The following is a 13,842-nucleotide window of genomic DNA, read 5'->3' on the forward strand; positions in this document are numbered from 1 at the left end:
GAAGCAGAGGATATCGCGTCATTGGCTGAGTTCCTTCGACCAGTTGATAGCATTGACAAACAGCCCGATCGGGTTGCGGCGAAGCGCGTCGGGCGTGCGTGGCGGCCGGATCGCGACGGTCACGATCGCCGACCAGCGCGAACGCTCGACTAGGCTGCCGTCCTGATATCGGCGCTCGCTCCAGGCGATGCGGAAGCTGTCTTTCGAAGCCCGAATGACGCTCGACACATCGACCGCGACCTGGGCCTTGCCGACCTCGGCAAAGGGATCGTTGGTGCGGGCATAGTCATTGAGCGCCTGCGCTCCGGTCGCGGTGGTAAAGTCATAAGCGCTGAGCCAGTCGGCCCGCAGCACGACCGGATCGGCGGGAATGCTGCGAACATGTTCGATGAAGCGCGCGAGATGGAACGCGACCTGCGGATCGGTCGGTTGATAATCGCCGTCGGCCGGCGCGACCGCGCGCGCTTCACCCAGCTTGTCGACCTCGACGACCCAGGGCGTGATCGTCCCGCGGGCGGACTGCCAGACCAGGCCGCCGGCAAGACCACCGGAGATGATCAGCGCGCCGAAGAAGGCGAGCCGCCAGTTCTTGGCCTGGACCCGCGCAGAACCGATCCGATCGTCCCACACTTGCGCGGCGCGCTGGTAGGGCGTGACCGGCTCGGGCGCGCGGCCATAATGATTGGTGGGTCTTTTGAACATGGGATCAGTCCTTTTCGCTGATGTTCGGCGCCGAGCCGGCCCCGTGGCTGTCGCCGCTCTTGAGCGTCTGCGCGCCGATGGTCGCGCCATGCGTCATGGTCTGGCGCCGCCGCATCGCCGCCGCCCAGGCCGGAGGCGCGCTGGCAGCTTGCGCTGGCGCCGCGCTATCGGTGGGACCGTCGCGGCCCGACGCGAAATTCGCGCGAACCCGTTCGGCCATGCTGCGAACAGGTGAAGCTGCGCCGCTGGCTGCCGTACGTGCCACATTCGCAAGTCCCCCGCCGATGGCCTTCGCTCCGCTCTTCCCGGCCGCGCCCGCCGCATAAGCTGTCGACGCGCTCCCCGCTCCGCGGGCACCGGCAGCAGCTGTGCCGCGCGCCGCCGCTGCAGCCGCGCCGGTGGCCAGGGTCGCGCCAGCCGCCCCGGCGGCAAGCGTTGCGCCTGCGGCGACTGCGGTGCCGGCGGCGGCCCCTGCTCCGAGTTGCGGACCGCCGGCGACGATCCCGTTGGCGATCGAGGGACCGAAGATGCCGAGGCCGAGCAGCGTCAGTGCGCCGAGCGCGATCGCCATGACCTGTTCGATGTCAGGCTCCGGACCGAGGCCGGCTTGCATGAAGCGGTCGAACAGGGTCACCCCGATGCCGGTGATCACCGCGAGGACGAGCACCTTGATGCCCGAAGATATGATGTGGCCAAGCACGCGTTCGGCCATGAAGGCGGTGCGGCCGAAGAAGGCGAACGGCAGCAACACGAAGCCCGCGAGCGTCACCAGCTTGAATTCCAAGATGGTAACGAAGACCTGCACCGCGAGAATGAAGAAGGCGAGGACGACGATCACCCAGGCGATCAGCAGGATCATGATCTGCACGAAGTTGGTGAAGAGACCGACCGGGCCGACGAGGTCCGCCGACGCATCGAGCAGGGGCTGCGCCGCATCGATGCCGGTCGCGGCGACGACGCCGGGACGCATGAAGTCGCCGATCGCCATGGCGCCGCCGCTCGCCTTAAGGCCGAGGCCAGCGAAGCTTTCGAGCATGATGACGGCCAGCGCCTGGAAGTTGCCGATGATGAAGGCGAAGACGCCGATATAGAGCGTCTTCTTGACGAGCCGCTGGATGATGTCCTCGTCGGTGCCCCACGCCCAGAACAGCGCGGCAATCGTCACGTCGATGACGATGAGGGTCGAGGAGAGAAAGCCGACTTCGCCCCCGAGCAGCCCGAAGCCGCTGTCGATATAAGTCGAGAAGACCGCCAGAAACTGGTCGATAACGCCGGTGTCTTCCATCGGGCTAGTCCTTCTGTCCAAAGAAATGGCGGCGCCTGGCGTCCCAGGCCGCTTCACAGTCCGCATCGGCGACCGTGACCGTGCGGCAGCGCTCGGCCACGTCGGCGGCTGCCGGGTGTGCGCCCGCCGCGGAGATCGGGGGGGCGGGCGCACGAGGCGTAGGCGGCGATGACGCATGCAGAATTGCCAGCGTGATGAGCAGGCCGCCCAGCACCGCGACCGCCGCTATCTTCGCCGCCCGGCCCATCTCAATTGCCTTTGCGGAAGCGGCGGAAGCGCTCGCGGCCTTCGGCCTCGGCGGCGGCGCTGCGCGCCGCGTCGAGCATCTGCGCCCGGCCCTGCGCGGCGAGAGCGGCGGTGAGGTCGGAGATCTGCTGCGACTGGACGGCGAGGATCTGGTTGCCCGCCTGCGCCGCCTGCAAGGCGCCGGTCGCCGACTGGCTCGCCGAGACGAGGGTTCCGATCGACTGGCGCGTGCCGCCGATGTTGGTGACGACGCCGGCCTGCACCTTCATCGCATCCTGGAACGCGCCGACGCTGTCGTTCCAACGCGCCTCGGCGTTGGCGACCATCGCGGCCTGCGGCCCCGACAAGGCTGCGCCCTTGTAGCGGGCATCGAAAGCGGTCTGGATATCGCCGACGTCATAAGCGACGCGCTGCGCTTCACTCAGCAATTGGCGGGTGCGATCGACCTGGCCTTGCAATTCCTTCAGCGTCGAGACGGGCAGGCTGGTCAGATTGCGCGCCTCGTTCGCCAGCGACGTCGCCTGGTTTTGCAGCATGGAGATCTGATTGTTGATCTGCTCGAGGGTGCGCGCGGCGGTCAGGATATTCTGCGCATAGTTGCGCGGATCGTGAACGATGCCGCCGATCTGCGCCGCGGCGGGAACAGTCACTCCGCTCGCGATCAAGGTCGATCCGGCGAGCAGGGCAGCAAGCAGCACGCGGTTCTTCACATTCTTCATAAAAAGGACTCCTTCAGCTGGTCGGGGGTTTCGAGGTTCGCGAGCAGATCGGCGGCCCAATAGAGGCCGCGGTGACGCAGCCAGAATTCGGCAAAATCGGCGTGGCCGCGCGTCTCGATCAGCTCGCCGATCTTGATCTGGTCGGTCTTTGAAGAGGCAGCGGTGAAAGCGAGTGCGATGTCGCCGAGGCCGAGTTCGAACAGCCGGTTGCCGCGTCGCGACTGGCAATAATAGTCGCGCTTCGGCGTTGCGCGGCTCAATATCTCGATCTGGCGATCGTTGAGCCCGAAGCGTTCATAGACCCGCGCGATCTGAGGCTCGGCGGCGCGTTCGTTGGGCAGGAAAATGCGTGTCGGGCAGCTCTCGATGATCGCCGGCGCAATGCGCGAGCCCTCGATATCGGCGAGGCTTTGCGTCGCGAAGATCACGCTCGCATTTTTCTTGCGGAGCGTCTTCAGCCACTCGCGCAGCTGCGCCGCGAAGGCGGGGCTGTCGAGCACGAGCCAGCCTTCGTCGATGATGATCAGCGTCGGTGAGCCGTCGAGGCGGCCCTCGATGCGGTGGAACAGATAGGCGAGGACCGAGGCCGCCGACGAGGCGCCGACCAGCCCTTCGGTTTCGAGCGCCTGAACACGCGCATCGCCAAGATGCTCGGCCTCGGCGTCGAGCAGCCGTCCCCAGGGACCGCCCACGAGATAGGGCGAAAGCGCGAGCTTCAGCTCTTGCGATTGGAGCAGGACGGCAAGACCGGTCAGCGTGCGCTCGCGGATTGGCGCCGTCGCGAGCGACGTGAGCGCCGACCAGAGATGCTCCTTCGCGGCCGGATCGACGTCGACCCCTTCGCCCGCGAGCAAGGCGGCGAGCCATTCGGCTGCCCAGGCGCGCTCCGCGGCCTCGTCGATGCGCGCCAGCGGTTGCAGAGCGACCGACCCGGCGCTGCCGGCATCGTGCAGCGCGCCGCCAAGATCCTGCCAATCGCCGCGCATGGCAATCGCCGCGGCGCGGATCGAACCGCCATAATCGAAGGCGAATATCTGGTTGCCCTCGTAGCGGCGGAACTGGAGCGCCATCAGCGCGAGCAGGACCGACTTGCCCGCACCCGTCGGGCCGACGACGAGGCAATGACCGACGTCGCCGACGTGCAGCGAAAAGCGGAACGGGGTCGAGCCTTCGGTCTTGCCGTAAAGCAAGGGGGCATCACCGAAATGCTCGTCCCGTTCCGCCCCCGCCCACACCGCCGACAAGGGAATGAGATGGGCAAGATTAAGGGTGGAAATCGGGGGCTGGCGAACATTGGCATAGACATGGCCGGGGAGGCTCCCGAACCAGGCCTCGAGCGCATTGACGCCTTCCACCGTGCAGGTGAAGTCGCGGCTCTGAACGATTTTCTCGACGAGGCGCAGCTTCTCGGCCGCGAGCGCCGGATCGCGATCCCAGACGGTGATCGTCGCGGTGACATAGGCGATGCCCGCCTCGTCGGCGCCAAGCTCCTGCAGTGCCATGTCGGCGTCGGCCGCCTTGTTCGAGGCATCGCTGTCCATCAGGACAGAGGCCTCGTTGGTCATCACCTCCTTGAGGATCGCGGCGACCGACTTGCGCTTGGCGAACCATTGCCGCCGGATCTTGGTCAGCAGCTTGGTCGCGTCGGTCTTGTCGAGCATGATGGCGCGCGAGGACCAGCGATAGGCGAACGCTTGGCGGTTCAATTCGTCGAGCAGGCCCGGGAAGGTGACGCTCGGGAAGCCGGTGATGGTGAGGGTGCGCAGATGATGATCGCCGAGCCGCGGCTCGAGCCCGCCGACGAGCGCTTCGTCGGCGAGCAGCGCGTCGAGATAGGCAGGCGTCTCGGGCACCCGGACGTGCTGGACCTTGGTCGAGACACAGCTGTGGAGGTAGGTTAATGTCTCGCCGTCATCCAGCCATTCGGCCTCGGGCATGAAGCCCTCGACGAGATGGAGCATGCGCCCCGTGCGATCGACGAAGCTTTTCAGCAATTCCTTGGGGTCGACGCCGGTCTTCGAGCGGCCCTCATAGAGCCAGTACTCGGCGCGCGCCGCTTCCTCTGCCGGCGGCATCCACAAGAGGGTCAGATAATAGAAGCTCTCGAAATGGGCGCCTTCCTCGCGGAACTGCTCGCGGCGTTCGACATCGACCAGCTCGGACACCGCATCGGGGAACTCGGACACCGGATAGGTCACCGCGGGCACACGCTGGGCTTCGACGAAGACTGCCCAGCCCGACCCGAGGCGCCGCAGCGCGCTGTTGAGGCGCGCGGTGACCGCCACGAGTTCGGCGGGCGTGGCGCTGTCGAGGTCGGGGCCGCGGAAGCGCGCCGTGCGCTGGAACGCGCCGTCCTTGTTCAGCACCACGCCCTCCGCCACCAGGCAGACCCAAGGGAGAAAATCGGCGAGGCGGGCGGATTTCGTGCGATATTCGGAGAGATTCATCATGAGCGCATCCAGACGGGATATTTGAGGTGACGCCGGGCGACGTCGACGAACTGCGGGTCGCGGCGGGCGGCCCAGACCGAGAGGGTGTGGCCGACCGCCCATATCGCGACGCCGACGATCCAGAGCCGGAGGCCGAGACCGACGGCGCCCGCGAGCGTGCCGTTGACGATCGCGAGGCTGCGCGGCGCCCCGCCGAGGAGGATCGGCTCGGCGAGCGCCCGGTGAACCGGAGCAAAGAAGCCCGGCACTTCCCCTTCCCGGCTCATCACACGAGCGCTCCGCCGCCGAAGGAGAAAAAGGACAGGAAGAAGCTCGATGCAGCGAAGGCGATCGACAGGCCGAACACGATCTGGACCAGCCGGCGGAACCCACCCGACGTGTCGCCGAAGGCGAGGCTGAGACCGGTCACGATGATGATGATCACCGCGACGATCTTTGCGACCGGACCCTCGATGCTCTCGAGGATCGACTGCAGCGGCGCTTCCCACGGCATCGACGAGCCGCCGGCATAGGCCGGCGCGGATACCGCAAGCGCAACGAACATCGCGGTCGAACAGAGCATGGCGCGCCGTGCGCCATGCCGAAGAGCATGGATCATCGATTTTCTCCTTCAGGGGTGATGAGCGGGGTCAGCCGATATTCGAGGTTCAGCCGGTCGAACCCGTCGATGCGGGCGAGTTCGGCGAGGCGCCGGCCCGTTCCGTCGCGGACGAGCACGGCGACCAGATTGATCGTCTCGGCGAGAAGAGCGCGCGGGACGGTGATCACGGCTTCCTGGATGAGCTGCTCCATACGGCGCAGCGCGCCAAGCGCACTCCCGGCATGGATTGTTCCGACACCGCCGGGATGACCTGTGCCCCATGCTTTCAGGAGATCCAGCGCTTCGGCGCCGCGCACCTCGCCGATCGGAATGCGGTCGGGCCGGAGGCGCAGCGAGGAGCGGACGAGATCGGACAGCGATGCGACACCGTCCTTGGTGCGCATCGCGACGAGATTGGGCGCCGCGCACTGCAGTTCGCGCGTGTCCTCGATCAACACGATCCGGTCGCGGCTGCCCGCAATCTCGGCGAGCAACGCGTTGGTCAGCGTCGTCTTGCCGGTCCCGGTGCCGCCCGCAACGAGGATGTTGAGCCGGTCACGCACGCCGCAGCGAAGTATGTCCGCAGCATCCGCCGACATGATGCCCGAGTTCACATAATCGCCGAGCGTGAAGACCGCGATTGCCGGTTTGCGGATCGCAAAGGTCGGCGCGGCAACGACCGGCGGCAACAATCCCTCGAAACGCTCGCCTCCTTCGGGCAGCTCGGCCGATACGCGCGGCGCGCTGCCATGCACTTCGGCGCCGACATGATGCGCGACGAGACGAATGATGCGCTCGCCATCGGCGGCGCTCAGTGTTTCACCGCTGTCCTCGATCCCTTGGCCGAGGCGGTCGACCCACAGCCGACCGTCGGGATTGAGCATGATTTCGATGACCTCGCGGTCGGCGAGCCAATCCGCGATCGCACCGCCCATCGCGGTGCGCAGCATGCGCGCGCTGCGGTGACGTGCCTCCAGCCGGATTGGTTCTGCGCCCATCGGGAACCCCGTTTCATGAGCCTTGGCGATGATGCCCGGCTCGACGGGGATGAGTAAGAGACGCAGAGAAAACCCAAATTCAACAAGGTTTTCGCGCCGTCGTACCGTCTCGTAGAAAGACAGGCCGTGGCGTAGGTCGATCCGCATCGGAACGGATAAAAATCATGGTGGAACTTGTGAAACGCCCGATTTTGACAACAGTGTAACAATGACTGATTCGGTGTCGCAGCCGTCAGAGGATGAATTGTGCTGGGCGCGGCTCACGGACAAGCAGCGCGCTTGTCTCGATCTTGTGCTTGAGCATCAGACCTCAAAGCAGATTGCGCGGCGGCTCGACATCTCGAAACAGGCCGTCGATCTCAGGCTCACGACCGCGCGCGATATTCTGGGAGCGGACAGTAGAGCCGAGGCGGCCGTCCGCTATGCGCGTCTCAAACGGACCTATGACCGAATACCATGGGATCCGATCATACTACCGCCGCAGGCCAGACTGATGCCATCCGATTTCCCGGACGGAGAGCCGGCCGCATTGGCGCTGAACGATCATGCATCGCTCGCCAAGCATCCCAATGCGGTCGACCCGCCGTTCAAGGGTCTCTGGAGGCGCGATCACGCGCGTTCGAGCAAAGTCTGGATCATGGCGGCGATGTTCGCCGGATTGATCCTGCTGACGCTGGCGGGGGTGACGATCGGTGAAACGCTCACCCGTCTGATTTCCGGCTGATCCTTTCATCCTGTCTGTCACCAATAGGCCGGAGCGATGCTTCCGGCAGAGGAGAAGTCATGTCCCAAGCACTTACAATCACGGCAGCCCGTCTGATCCGCGACGTACCCGCCGCCGAAGTCAGGATCGACGATGCACTCATCGCAGTGTCTTCGCTGATGACCAGCGTCGTCACCGCGCGGCGCGACACCGCCGGGGTGCCGGCGACCAGAGGGCAGGCAACGATCCGCCGATTGATGAAGGCGCAAATGGCGCTGGTCGATGTCAGCGGCGATATTCTGCGGGTTCATGGCGAACTCGCCGATATCGGGCGCGAGACGGCGGGTTATGACCTCCATGAATGCCCGTCGATCGCGGAGGCGGGAACGAGCGTGCGGGCGGCCGCAGCCTGACGCCGGTTGACCGGGAGCGACAGCCGTGAAAGTTTCAGGGCATGCGCATCGCCTTGTTTCTCGCTTTCTTGGCTGTTGCTGTCGGCTATGCCGCCTGGAAGGGCGGCGGGCCGGAACGGACGATGGCGGCGATCGCAGCAACGATGGTGGGCTTGGATCAATTGCTCCACCTGTTCGTTCCGCCGACCTTCGCTTCACTCGACACCGGTCATCTCGCGATCGACCTGTTTGGAGCCGCATCCACCGTCACGCTCGCGCTGTTTGCGCATCGCTTCTGGCCCATGTGCATCGCCGTCTTGCACATGGTCCCGCTCCTTGCGCACTCGAGCCGGATTCTCGACGTGGCGCTGCATCCGGCAGCCTATCTCGCGATGCAGGTGGCGACGTCCTGGCCGGTGCCGGCGATCCTCATCCTCGCAACCTGGCGCCACCAGCGTCGGCTGGCGCGCGGCGCCAACGAGCCATGCTGGCAGATCTCGTCGCGGCCATCGATCCCGAGCATTGCGAGTCCCTAGCCGAGCGACTGCTCGCGGAACATCGGACACTCGCACGCCTTTTCGCCCAGTCCCCCGAAGCGCTGGCGCGAACGCTCGGCAAGGACAGCCCGGTCGGCGCGATGCTCGTCGCCGCACGGTGCGCGACATTGGAGGCCATGCGCGAAGAGCTGAGCGGTCGCGGCATCGACCCCGACAATCCCAAATTGCTGCGTTATCTCAGGGCATCGATGGGCGCGCTTCCCGATGAGGCGCTGCGCGTGCTGTTCCTTGACCCGTCGCATCGCCTCATCGCGGATGAACAATTACAGCGCGGAACGCTCGGCCATCTCGCAATCTATCCCCGCACGATATTTCGGCGAGCGATCGAACTCGACGCCGCCGCGATCATTCTCGTCCATAACCATCCTAGTGGCGACCCAGCGCCCAGCCGGTGCGATATCGAGGCAACTGAACGCCTGGCTACGATCGGACAAGCGCTCGACGTCGAGGTGCTGGAACATATCATTGTCGCGCTCCGAGGGCATCGGATGATCCTCCGGGGACGACCTGCCTCCGGTCGGACGTCTTCGCCCGGCACGCTACTTCGCGACAGAATTGCCGATTGGCGGAACTCACCCGATGCCGAGTTGGCGCTCGCCAACGCGCAGCGCGTATGGCGGCGGCGCCTTCTGCGCCGACAACTTGTCGGCGCAGAAGGCCTGTTCGGCGAACCGGCTTGGGATATGCTCATCGATCTCTTCATCCATGAGGCAGCGGCGAAATCAGTATCGACCAGCTCGCTTTGTATCGCGTCGGGCCTTCCGAGAACGACGGCCCTCAGGCTGCTGCAGCGCCTTTGCGACGAGGGACTGTTGGCGCGGGAGCCGGATCGCCACGACGGAAGACGCAATTTCATCCGGCTGGCCCCCGATCTCGCGCAACGCCTCCTGGCCTATTTCGCGGCGGGCGACGAATGATCGCCGTCCACGTCGCGGGACAATTCGTCACCAAGCTTCGGCCCGAGCTCCATCCGGCGGCTCAGCGAATCGACAAAGGCCTCCCACCGTTTCTTGCCAGTCACTTGCGCCGCCCGGAGTGCCGCGTCAGGGAGCGGGGGATTGTTGATCAGCCAGGAGCGGACGAACAGCGCGAAGCCTTCGTTCGACAATTCGACATGCCATTCGAGCCGGTCGAGTTGCCGCGACAGCCGATCGAGCCGCCGCGTCAGCACGGCCTCAAGTCGCTCCTCATGATCGGGAGTGAGCAAAGATGCGAGCGCGGCCTCGACGATGTCGGTGCGCGTGATGCGGCGGCTGCTCGCGCGTTCGTCGAGCTGGCGCGCCAGCACGCTATCGATCCGGAAGGTCCGCTTGACCGACGACTTCCTCATAGTTCGATCCCGTCGTCCGGATCCTGCGACGCCAGGCGGGCGCCGCGGCGCATCGCACCGTCGATCGCCTTGCGCTCGCGGACGGGGTCATCCTCTCGTTCCTCGGTTGCGAAATCGAACTCGCTGACATCCGGGCGAGCCTCAGATACGATATTCTCATGGTCGGCCATCGCCGGCTCCTGCCGGATACCGCTGTTGGCGTCGCTATCGTCCTCCTCGCCGTCGCTCGCATCGGGGATCTCATCATGAACTGCGATCTCGACCTTCCCGCCGGACAGGTCTTTCGGTCGTTCCAACGCGCTCCAGTCGTCGGGACGGCTTTCGCCGACTTGCGGCGGCGCGGGCGGCGGCAGGATCCGCGCCATCAATCGGGGGTCGGCATAGTATTTGGCCTTGCTCGCCCGGATCGGCGCGACGCCGGCGACCATGACGATTTCCTGATCGGGCGGCAGTTGCATGACCTCGCCGGGCGTCAGCAAGGCGCGGGCCGTCTCGGTCCGCGAGACCATCAGATGGCCAAGCCAGGGCGATAGCCGGTGCCCGGCATAATTTTTCATTGCGCGCATTTCGGTGGCGGTGCCGAGCGCGTCCGAGATCCGCTTGGCCGTCCGCTCGTCGTTTGTCGCGAAGCTGACTCGGACGTGACAATTGTCGAGGATGGCGTTGTTCTGGCCGTAAGCCTTCTCGATCTGATTCAAGGACTGGGCGATCAGAAACGCCTTGATCCCATAGCCGGCCATGAAGGCGAGCGCGCTCTCGAAGAAATCGAGCCGCCCCAGCGCCGGAAATTCATCGAGCATGAGAAGAAGGCGCTGCGACCGCGCACGCGGATTAAGTTCCTCGGTGAGCCGCCGCCCGATCTGATTGAGGATCAGACGAATGAGCGGCTTGGTGCGGCTGATGTCGCCGGGCGGCACGACGAGATAGAGCGAGGTCGCCGTCTCCCCCGCCACAAGGTCGGCGATGCGCCAGTCCGACCGCCGCGTCACCGCAGCGATGACGGGGTCGCGGTAAAGCCCTAGAAAGGACATGGCGGTCGAAAGGACGCCCGACCGCTCATTGGCCGACTTGTTGAGCAGATCCTGCGCCGCCGCCGCGACGACGGGATGGATACCCTTCTCGCCGAGATGTGCCGTCGACTGCATGATGCGCAGGGTCGAGGCGATACCGCGCCGCGGATCGGAGAGGAAGGCCGCGACGCCTGCGAGCGATTTATCCTCTTCGGCATAAAGAACATGCAGGATGGCTCCGACGAGAAGCGAGTGGCTCGTTTTCTCCCAATGGTTGCGCTTCTCGAGGCTGCCTTCCGGATCGACAAGTACGTCGGCGACATTCTGGACGTCGCGCACCTCCCACGCGCCGCGCCGCACTTCGAGGAGAGGATTGTAAGCGGCCGACGCGATATTGGTGGGATCGAAGAGCAGGACGCGCCCATGCTGGGCCCGGAACCCCGACGTCAGCTGCCAATTCTCGCCCTTGATGTCATGCACGATGCAGCTGCCCGGCCAGGTGAGCAGCGTCGGCACGACAAGCCCGACGCCCTTGCCCGACCGTGTCGGCGCGAAGCATAGGATATGTTCGGCGCCGTCATGGCGAAGATAGCTCCGACCAAAGCGCCCCAAGATGACCCCAGCCTCGTCGAGCATGCCTGCGCGGCGGATATCGCCAGCCTCGGCCCAGCGCGCTGAACCATAGGTCTCGGCGCGCTGCCGCTCACGGGCCCTCCACACCGACATGGAAATCGCGACAATGATCGAGGCGAAGCCGCCCGACGCCGCGATCATGGCGCCGCGGTAGAAAATCGGCGGCGCATAGGCATCATAGGCAAACCACCACCAGAAGAAGGCGGGCGGCGGATAGACCGGATAGTCACCGATGCGGAACCAGGGCGCGCCGAGCGCCGGCTGAAATCCAAGCGCGCCCGCGGTCCACTGCGTTGCTGCCCAGACCGCGAAGATCACGATCGAACCGACCGCAGTAATCTGTCCCCAGAGGATCTTGTCGTTCATTGCAAAATGCCTTTCTAAATGCCTTTCTAGATGCCGATGCCCCGGCCCAGCGCCCAATCGACCGAGCCGCCGGGGGACATGGTGCCGGTGATGTGCTGGCCGAGATGGCGGTCGAGCGCGGGGCGCCAGGGGACGAGCTGGAAACCCAGCCCGTCGTCGATCATGGCGAAGCGCCCCGATGCGAGCGTCACGCGCTCGCGGTAGACGCCGCTCACATAGTCGCCGGCAGCCGACGATTTGTGGGCAAGGCCGGTCCGCTCGGCAATCGATGCGGTCGCGGCTTCCAGTTCGCGCGAAGCGAGCTTGTCGATGAGCCCGGATGACAGGGTCAGCCGGTCCCCGGCGCGCGACGCCAATCCCTGCTCGACGAGATAGCGCGCCCGCTTCTCCATCGCCTGGCGGATTTCGAGACCGAAGCCATTCCCGCACGCGACCGGTTCACGGGCGACGAGTTGGCGGTCGAGCCAGGTCGCGCCGGGCGCGGTGACCTGCGACGCGAGCGGGAGGTCCGAGCGCGTCGCAAGCGACATATGCGCGCGCCCCTTGCCATCCTCCCAACTGCGGAGCTCGACGATCGAGCCCGGCCTGGCATCACCGGTCATCTCCATGTAGTTGAAGCGGATGTGATGGGTTCGCCCGTCGGCGCCGTCGACGATCGCATAGGCGCTGCCGGCAAGTTCGTCATGCAACCCCCGCTCGACAAGGCGGCCCACGATCGCGGTCTCGGGCGCGCCGTCGTGAAGCGCGAGCGCGGCGGGATCGAAGCGGCGCCCGCCGCGCGACAGCGCGCGGTGCATCGTCTTGATGATATCGCCGCGCACCGCGACCTCGCGCAGCGCCGGCTCGGCGCCGGCCCCGAGCGCCCAAAGGCCGGCGCCCTGCCGCTCGGCGAGACCCATCTGCTCGAGCCGGGCGGCGCGGCCGACCAGCAGGCCGTGCATATGCCGGTCTTCGTTCGCTGCGGGGCGCAGATCGATGACTCCGCCCGCTTCGTCGGCGAGCCTCTGCAGTCGGGCATCGAGACTTGTCCAGCGATCGGCATCGACTTCGCGCGCGAGCGCGCTTTGCATGTCGAGCTCACTGCGTGGACCGAGTTCGAGCGTTGCAAGTGCTTCGGCCCGTCCGCGAATGCCTGCGGCGATATAGCCGCGGTCGATGACGAGATCGGCGCCATCATCGGTGACGCCGCGCACGAGGATATGGATATGCGGATTGTCGGTGTTCCAATGATCGACCGCGACCCAGTCGAGGCGGGTCTGGAGATCGCGTCCCATGTCCGTCATGAGATCGCGCGTGAAGGAACGGAGATCGCCGAGATCCGCGGCGTCCTCCGGGCTCACGATCAGCCGGAAGTGATGCCGGTCGTCTTCGCAGCGCGCGGCGAAGGCATCGCGATCGGCGGCGTCGCCGCCCGCATCGAACATGCTCGCGTCGCGGCCGTCACGGGTCACGCCTTCCCGCTCGAGATAGGAGATATGACGCGCCAGCGGCGCGGCGCGAAACCGCGCGCCTTGGTGGCGGACGACGCGCGCCATGACCGTGACGCGCCGGGCGCCAGGCTGACGGCGCATCGCCGCCATGGCCCGCCGGCCCCGTCCATGCGTGCCGGTCCCGCCGCCAGCGCCGCGGCCAGGCCGCGAGCGGGTGTAGCCCGACCGCGAGGCTGCTTTGCGCACCTGCGTAGCGAGCCGCTTGCCCTTGCCTGCCGACCCTGCCCCGCGATCGCGGCTCCGTCCCGGCCTGATGCGGAAATCATGGTCGTCACCGCGCATCGGGGGCGGTGCCATACGAAAAGTTGGGAGAAAACGGCGCGTTCAACGCGATGATATGGCAGATTTCGGCAGAGCCATACGCGCAAACCCGCAGAAAAC

At 66.0% G+C, this 13,842-nt stretch carries 15 protein-coding genes; 4 read left to right on the top strand and 11 right to left on the bottom strand.

Annotation, left to right across the window (positions count from 1 at the left end; all coding sequences use genetic code 11):
• Nucleotides 1-18 precede the first annotated feature (18 nt).
• Genes trbF through trbB form a run of 8 tightly spaced genes read right to left on the bottom strand, consistent with a single transcriptional unit; the run spans nucleotide 19 to nucleotide 6,980 of the window.
• Nucleotides 19-702, bottom strand: a complete 684-nt coding sequence (trbF, locus tag NP825_RS15580) for a conjugal transfer protein TrbF (RefSeq protein ID WP_037557588.1) — start codon at nucleotides 700-702, stop codon at nucleotides 19-21.
• A gap of 4 nt (nucleotides 703-706) precedes the next feature.
• On the bottom strand, nucleotides 707-1,987 hold the full coding sequence (trbL, locus tag NP825_RS15585; protein WP_037557587.1) for a P-type conjugative transfer protein TrbL: 1,281 nt from the start codon (nucleotides 1,985-1,987) through the stop codon (nucleotides 707-709).
• 4 nt (nucleotides 1,988-1,991) lie between these two features.
• Nucleotides 1,992-2,234: a putative entry exclusion protein TrbK-alt gene (gene trbK-alt, locus NP825_RS15590; protein WP_037557586.1), complete on the bottom strand. Its 243-nt coding sequence runs from the start codon at nucleotides 2,232-2,234 to the stop codon at nucleotides 1,992-1,994.
• 1 nt (nucleotide 2,235) lies between these two features.
• On the bottom strand, nucleotides 2,236-2,952 hold the full coding sequence (gene trbJ / locus NP825_RS15595) for a P-type conjugative transfer protein TrbJ (protein WP_037557585.1): 717 nt from the start codon (nucleotides 2,950-2,952) through the stop codon (nucleotides 2,236-2,238).
• Nucleotides 2,949-5,402, bottom strand: a complete 2,454-nt coding sequence (gene trbE / locus NP825_RS15600) for a conjugal transfer protein TrbE (RefSeq protein ID WP_037557584.1) — start codon at nucleotides 5,400-5,402, stop codon at nucleotides 2,949-2,951. The genes trbJ and trbE overlap by 4 nt, the downstream gene beginning before the upstream one ends.
• Nucleotides 5,399-5,668 (bottom strand): VirB3 family type IV secretion system protein, encoded by a 270-nt coding sequence (locus tag NP825_RS15605; protein WP_037557583.1) that lies wholly within the window; start codon nucleotides 5,666-5,668, stop codon nucleotides 5,399-5,401. The genes trbE and NP825_RS15605 overlap by 4 nt, the downstream gene beginning before the upstream one ends.
• Nucleotides 5,668-6,000 carry a TrbC/VirB2 family protein gene (locus NP825_RS15610; RefSeq protein WP_037557582.1) on the bottom strand — a complete coding sequence of 111 codons (333 nt, stop codon included), beginning with the start codon at nucleotides 5,998-6,000 and terminating at the stop codon, nucleotides 5,668-5,670. The genes NP825_RS15605 and NP825_RS15610 overlap by 1 nt, the downstream gene beginning before the upstream one ends.
• Nucleotides 5,997-6,980: a P-type conjugative transfer ATPase TrbB gene (trbB, locus tag NP825_RS15615; RefSeq protein WP_037557689.1), complete on the bottom strand. Its 984-nt coding sequence runs from the start codon at nucleotides 6,978-6,980 to the stop codon at nucleotides 5,997-5,999. Before trbB ends, NP825_RS15610 begins: the two co-directional genes overlap by 4 nt.
• A 208-nt stretch (nucleotides 6,981-7,188) precedes the next feature.
• On the opposite strand from trbB, the gene NP825_RS15620 reads away from it, so the two are divergent.
• From NP825_RS15620 to NP825_RS15635, 4 genes are all read left to right on the top strand, one after another.
• Complete coding sequence (locus NP825_RS15620) at nucleotides 7,189-7,704, top strand: helix-turn-helix transcriptional regulator (RefSeq protein WP_081933239.1); 516 nt, start codon at nucleotides 7,189-7,191, stop codon at nucleotides 7,702-7,704.
• Between the two features lie 59 nt (nucleotides 7,705-7,763).
• The gene (locus tag NP825_RS15625; RefSeq protein WP_037557580.1) at nucleotides 7,764-8,096 is read left to right on the top strand and encodes a hypothetical protein; all 333 of its coding nucleotides are present in this window, start codon (nucleotides 7,764-7,766) and stop codon (nucleotides 8,094-8,096) included.
• Nucleotides 8,097-8,137: 41 nt separating this feature from the next.
• Nucleotides 8,138-8,611 carry a hypothetical protein gene (locus NP825_RS15630; protein WP_037557579.1) on the top strand — a complete coding sequence of 158 codons (474 nt, stop codon included), beginning with the start codon at nucleotides 8,138-8,140 and terminating at the stop codon, nucleotides 8,609-8,611.
• 137 nt (nucleotides 8,612-8,748) lie between these two features.
• Nucleotides 8,749-9,549 (top strand): JAB domain-containing protein, encoded by an 801-nt coding sequence (locus NP825_RS15635; RefSeq protein ID WP_197412336.1) that lies wholly within the window; start codon nucleotides 8,749-8,751, stop codon nucleotides 9,547-9,549.
• On the opposite strand, the gene NP825_RS15640 is transcribed toward NP825_RS15635, so the two are convergent.
• The 3 genes from NP825_RS15640 to NP825_RS15650 are packed head-to-tail and all read right to left on the bottom strand — an operon-like array spanning nucleotide 9,525 to nucleotide 13,743.
• Nucleotides 9,525-9,962: a hypothetical protein gene (locus tag NP825_RS15640; protein ID WP_037557578.1), complete on the bottom strand. Its 438-nt coding sequence runs from the start codon at nucleotides 9,960-9,962 to the stop codon at nucleotides 9,525-9,527. The genes NP825_RS15635 and NP825_RS15640 overlap by 25 nt on opposite strands.
• Nucleotides 9,959-11,971 (bottom strand): conjugal transfer protein TraG, encoded by a 2,013-nt coding sequence (locus NP825_RS15645; RefSeq protein WP_037557577.1) that lies wholly within the window; start codon nucleotides 11,969-11,971, stop codon nucleotides 9,959-9,961. Before NP825_RS15645 ends, NP825_RS15640 begins: the two co-directional genes overlap by 4 nt.
• 26 nt (nucleotides 11,972-11,997) lie before the next feature.
• Complete coding sequence (locus NP825_RS15650) at nucleotides 11,998-13,743, bottom strand: DUF3363 domain-containing protein (RefSeq protein WP_037557686.1); 1,746 nt, start codon at nucleotides 13,741-13,743, stop codon at nucleotides 11,998-12,000.
• Between the last annotated feature and the right edge of the window lie 99 nt (nucleotides 13,744-13,842).

This window comes from Sphingopyxis sp. DBS4, from assembly GCF_024628865.1.
GTDB lineage: Bacteria > Pseudomonadota > Alphaproteobacteria > Sphingomonadales > Sphingomonadaceae > Sphingopyxis.

What these genes read in the sequence shown, in the direction of transcription:
- trbF (WP_037557588.1), bottom strand. Translation starts at nt 702, where the DNA reads ATGTTCAAAAGACCCACCAATCATTATGGCCGCGCGCCCGAGCCGGTC.
- trbL (WP_037557587.1), bottom strand. Translation starts at nt 1,987, where the DNA reads ATGGAAGACACCGGCGTTATCGACCAGTTTCTGGCGGTCTTCTCGACT.
- trbK-alt (WP_037557586.1), bottom strand. Translation starts at nt 2,234, where the DNA reads ATGGGCCGGGCGGCGAAGATAGCGGCGGTCGCGGTGCTGGGCGGCCTG.
- trbJ (WP_037557585.1), bottom strand. Translation starts at nt 2,952, where the DNA reads ATGAAGAATGTGAAGAACCGCGTGCTGCTTGCTGCCCTGCTCGCCGGA.
- trbE (WP_037557584.1), bottom strand. Translation starts at nt 5,402, where the DNA reads ATGATGAATCTCTCCGAATATCGCACGAAATCCGCCCGCCTCGCCGAT.
- NP825_RS15605 (WP_037557583.1), bottom strand. Translation starts at nt 5,668, where the DNA reads ATGAGCCGGGAAGGGGAAGTGCCGGGCTTCTTTGCTCCGGTTCACCGG.
- NP825_RS15610 (WP_037557582.1), bottom strand. Translation starts at nt 6,000, where the DNA reads ATGATCCATGCTCTTCGGCATGGCGCACGGCGCGCCATGCTCTGTTCG.
- trbB (WP_037557689.1), bottom strand. Translation starts at nt 6,980, where the DNA reads ATGGGCGCAGAACCAATCCGGCTGGAGGCACGTCACCGCAGCGCGCGC.
- NP825_RS15620 (WP_081933239.1), top strand. Translation starts at nt 7,189, where the DNA reads ATGACTGATTCGGTGTCGCAGCCGTCAGAGGATGAATTGTGCTGGGCG.
- NP825_RS15625 (WP_037557580.1), top strand. Translation starts at nt 7,764, where the DNA reads ATGTCCCAAGCACTTACAATCACGGCAGCCCGTCTGATCCGCGACGTA.
- NP825_RS15630 (WP_037557579.1), top strand. Translation starts at nt 8,138, where the DNA reads ATGCGCATCGCCTTGTTTCTCGCTTTCTTGGCTGTTGCTGTCGGCTAT.
- NP825_RS15635 (WP_197412336.1), top strand. Translation starts at nt 8,749, where the DNA reads ATGCGCGAAGAGCTGAGCGGTCGCGGCATCGACCCCGACAATCCCAAA.
- NP825_RS15640 (WP_037557578.1), bottom strand. Translation starts at nt 9,962, where the DNA reads ATGAGGAAGTCGTCGGTCAAGCGGACCTTCCGGATCGATAGCGTGCTG.
- NP825_RS15645 (WP_037557577.1), bottom strand. Translation starts at nt 11,971, where the DNA reads ATGAACGACAAGATCCTCTGGGGACAGATTACTGCGGTCGGTTCGATC.
- NP825_RS15650 (WP_037557686.1), bottom strand. Translation starts at nt 13,743, where the DNA reads ATGCGCGGTGACGACCATGATTTCCGCATCAGGCCGGGACGGAGCCGC.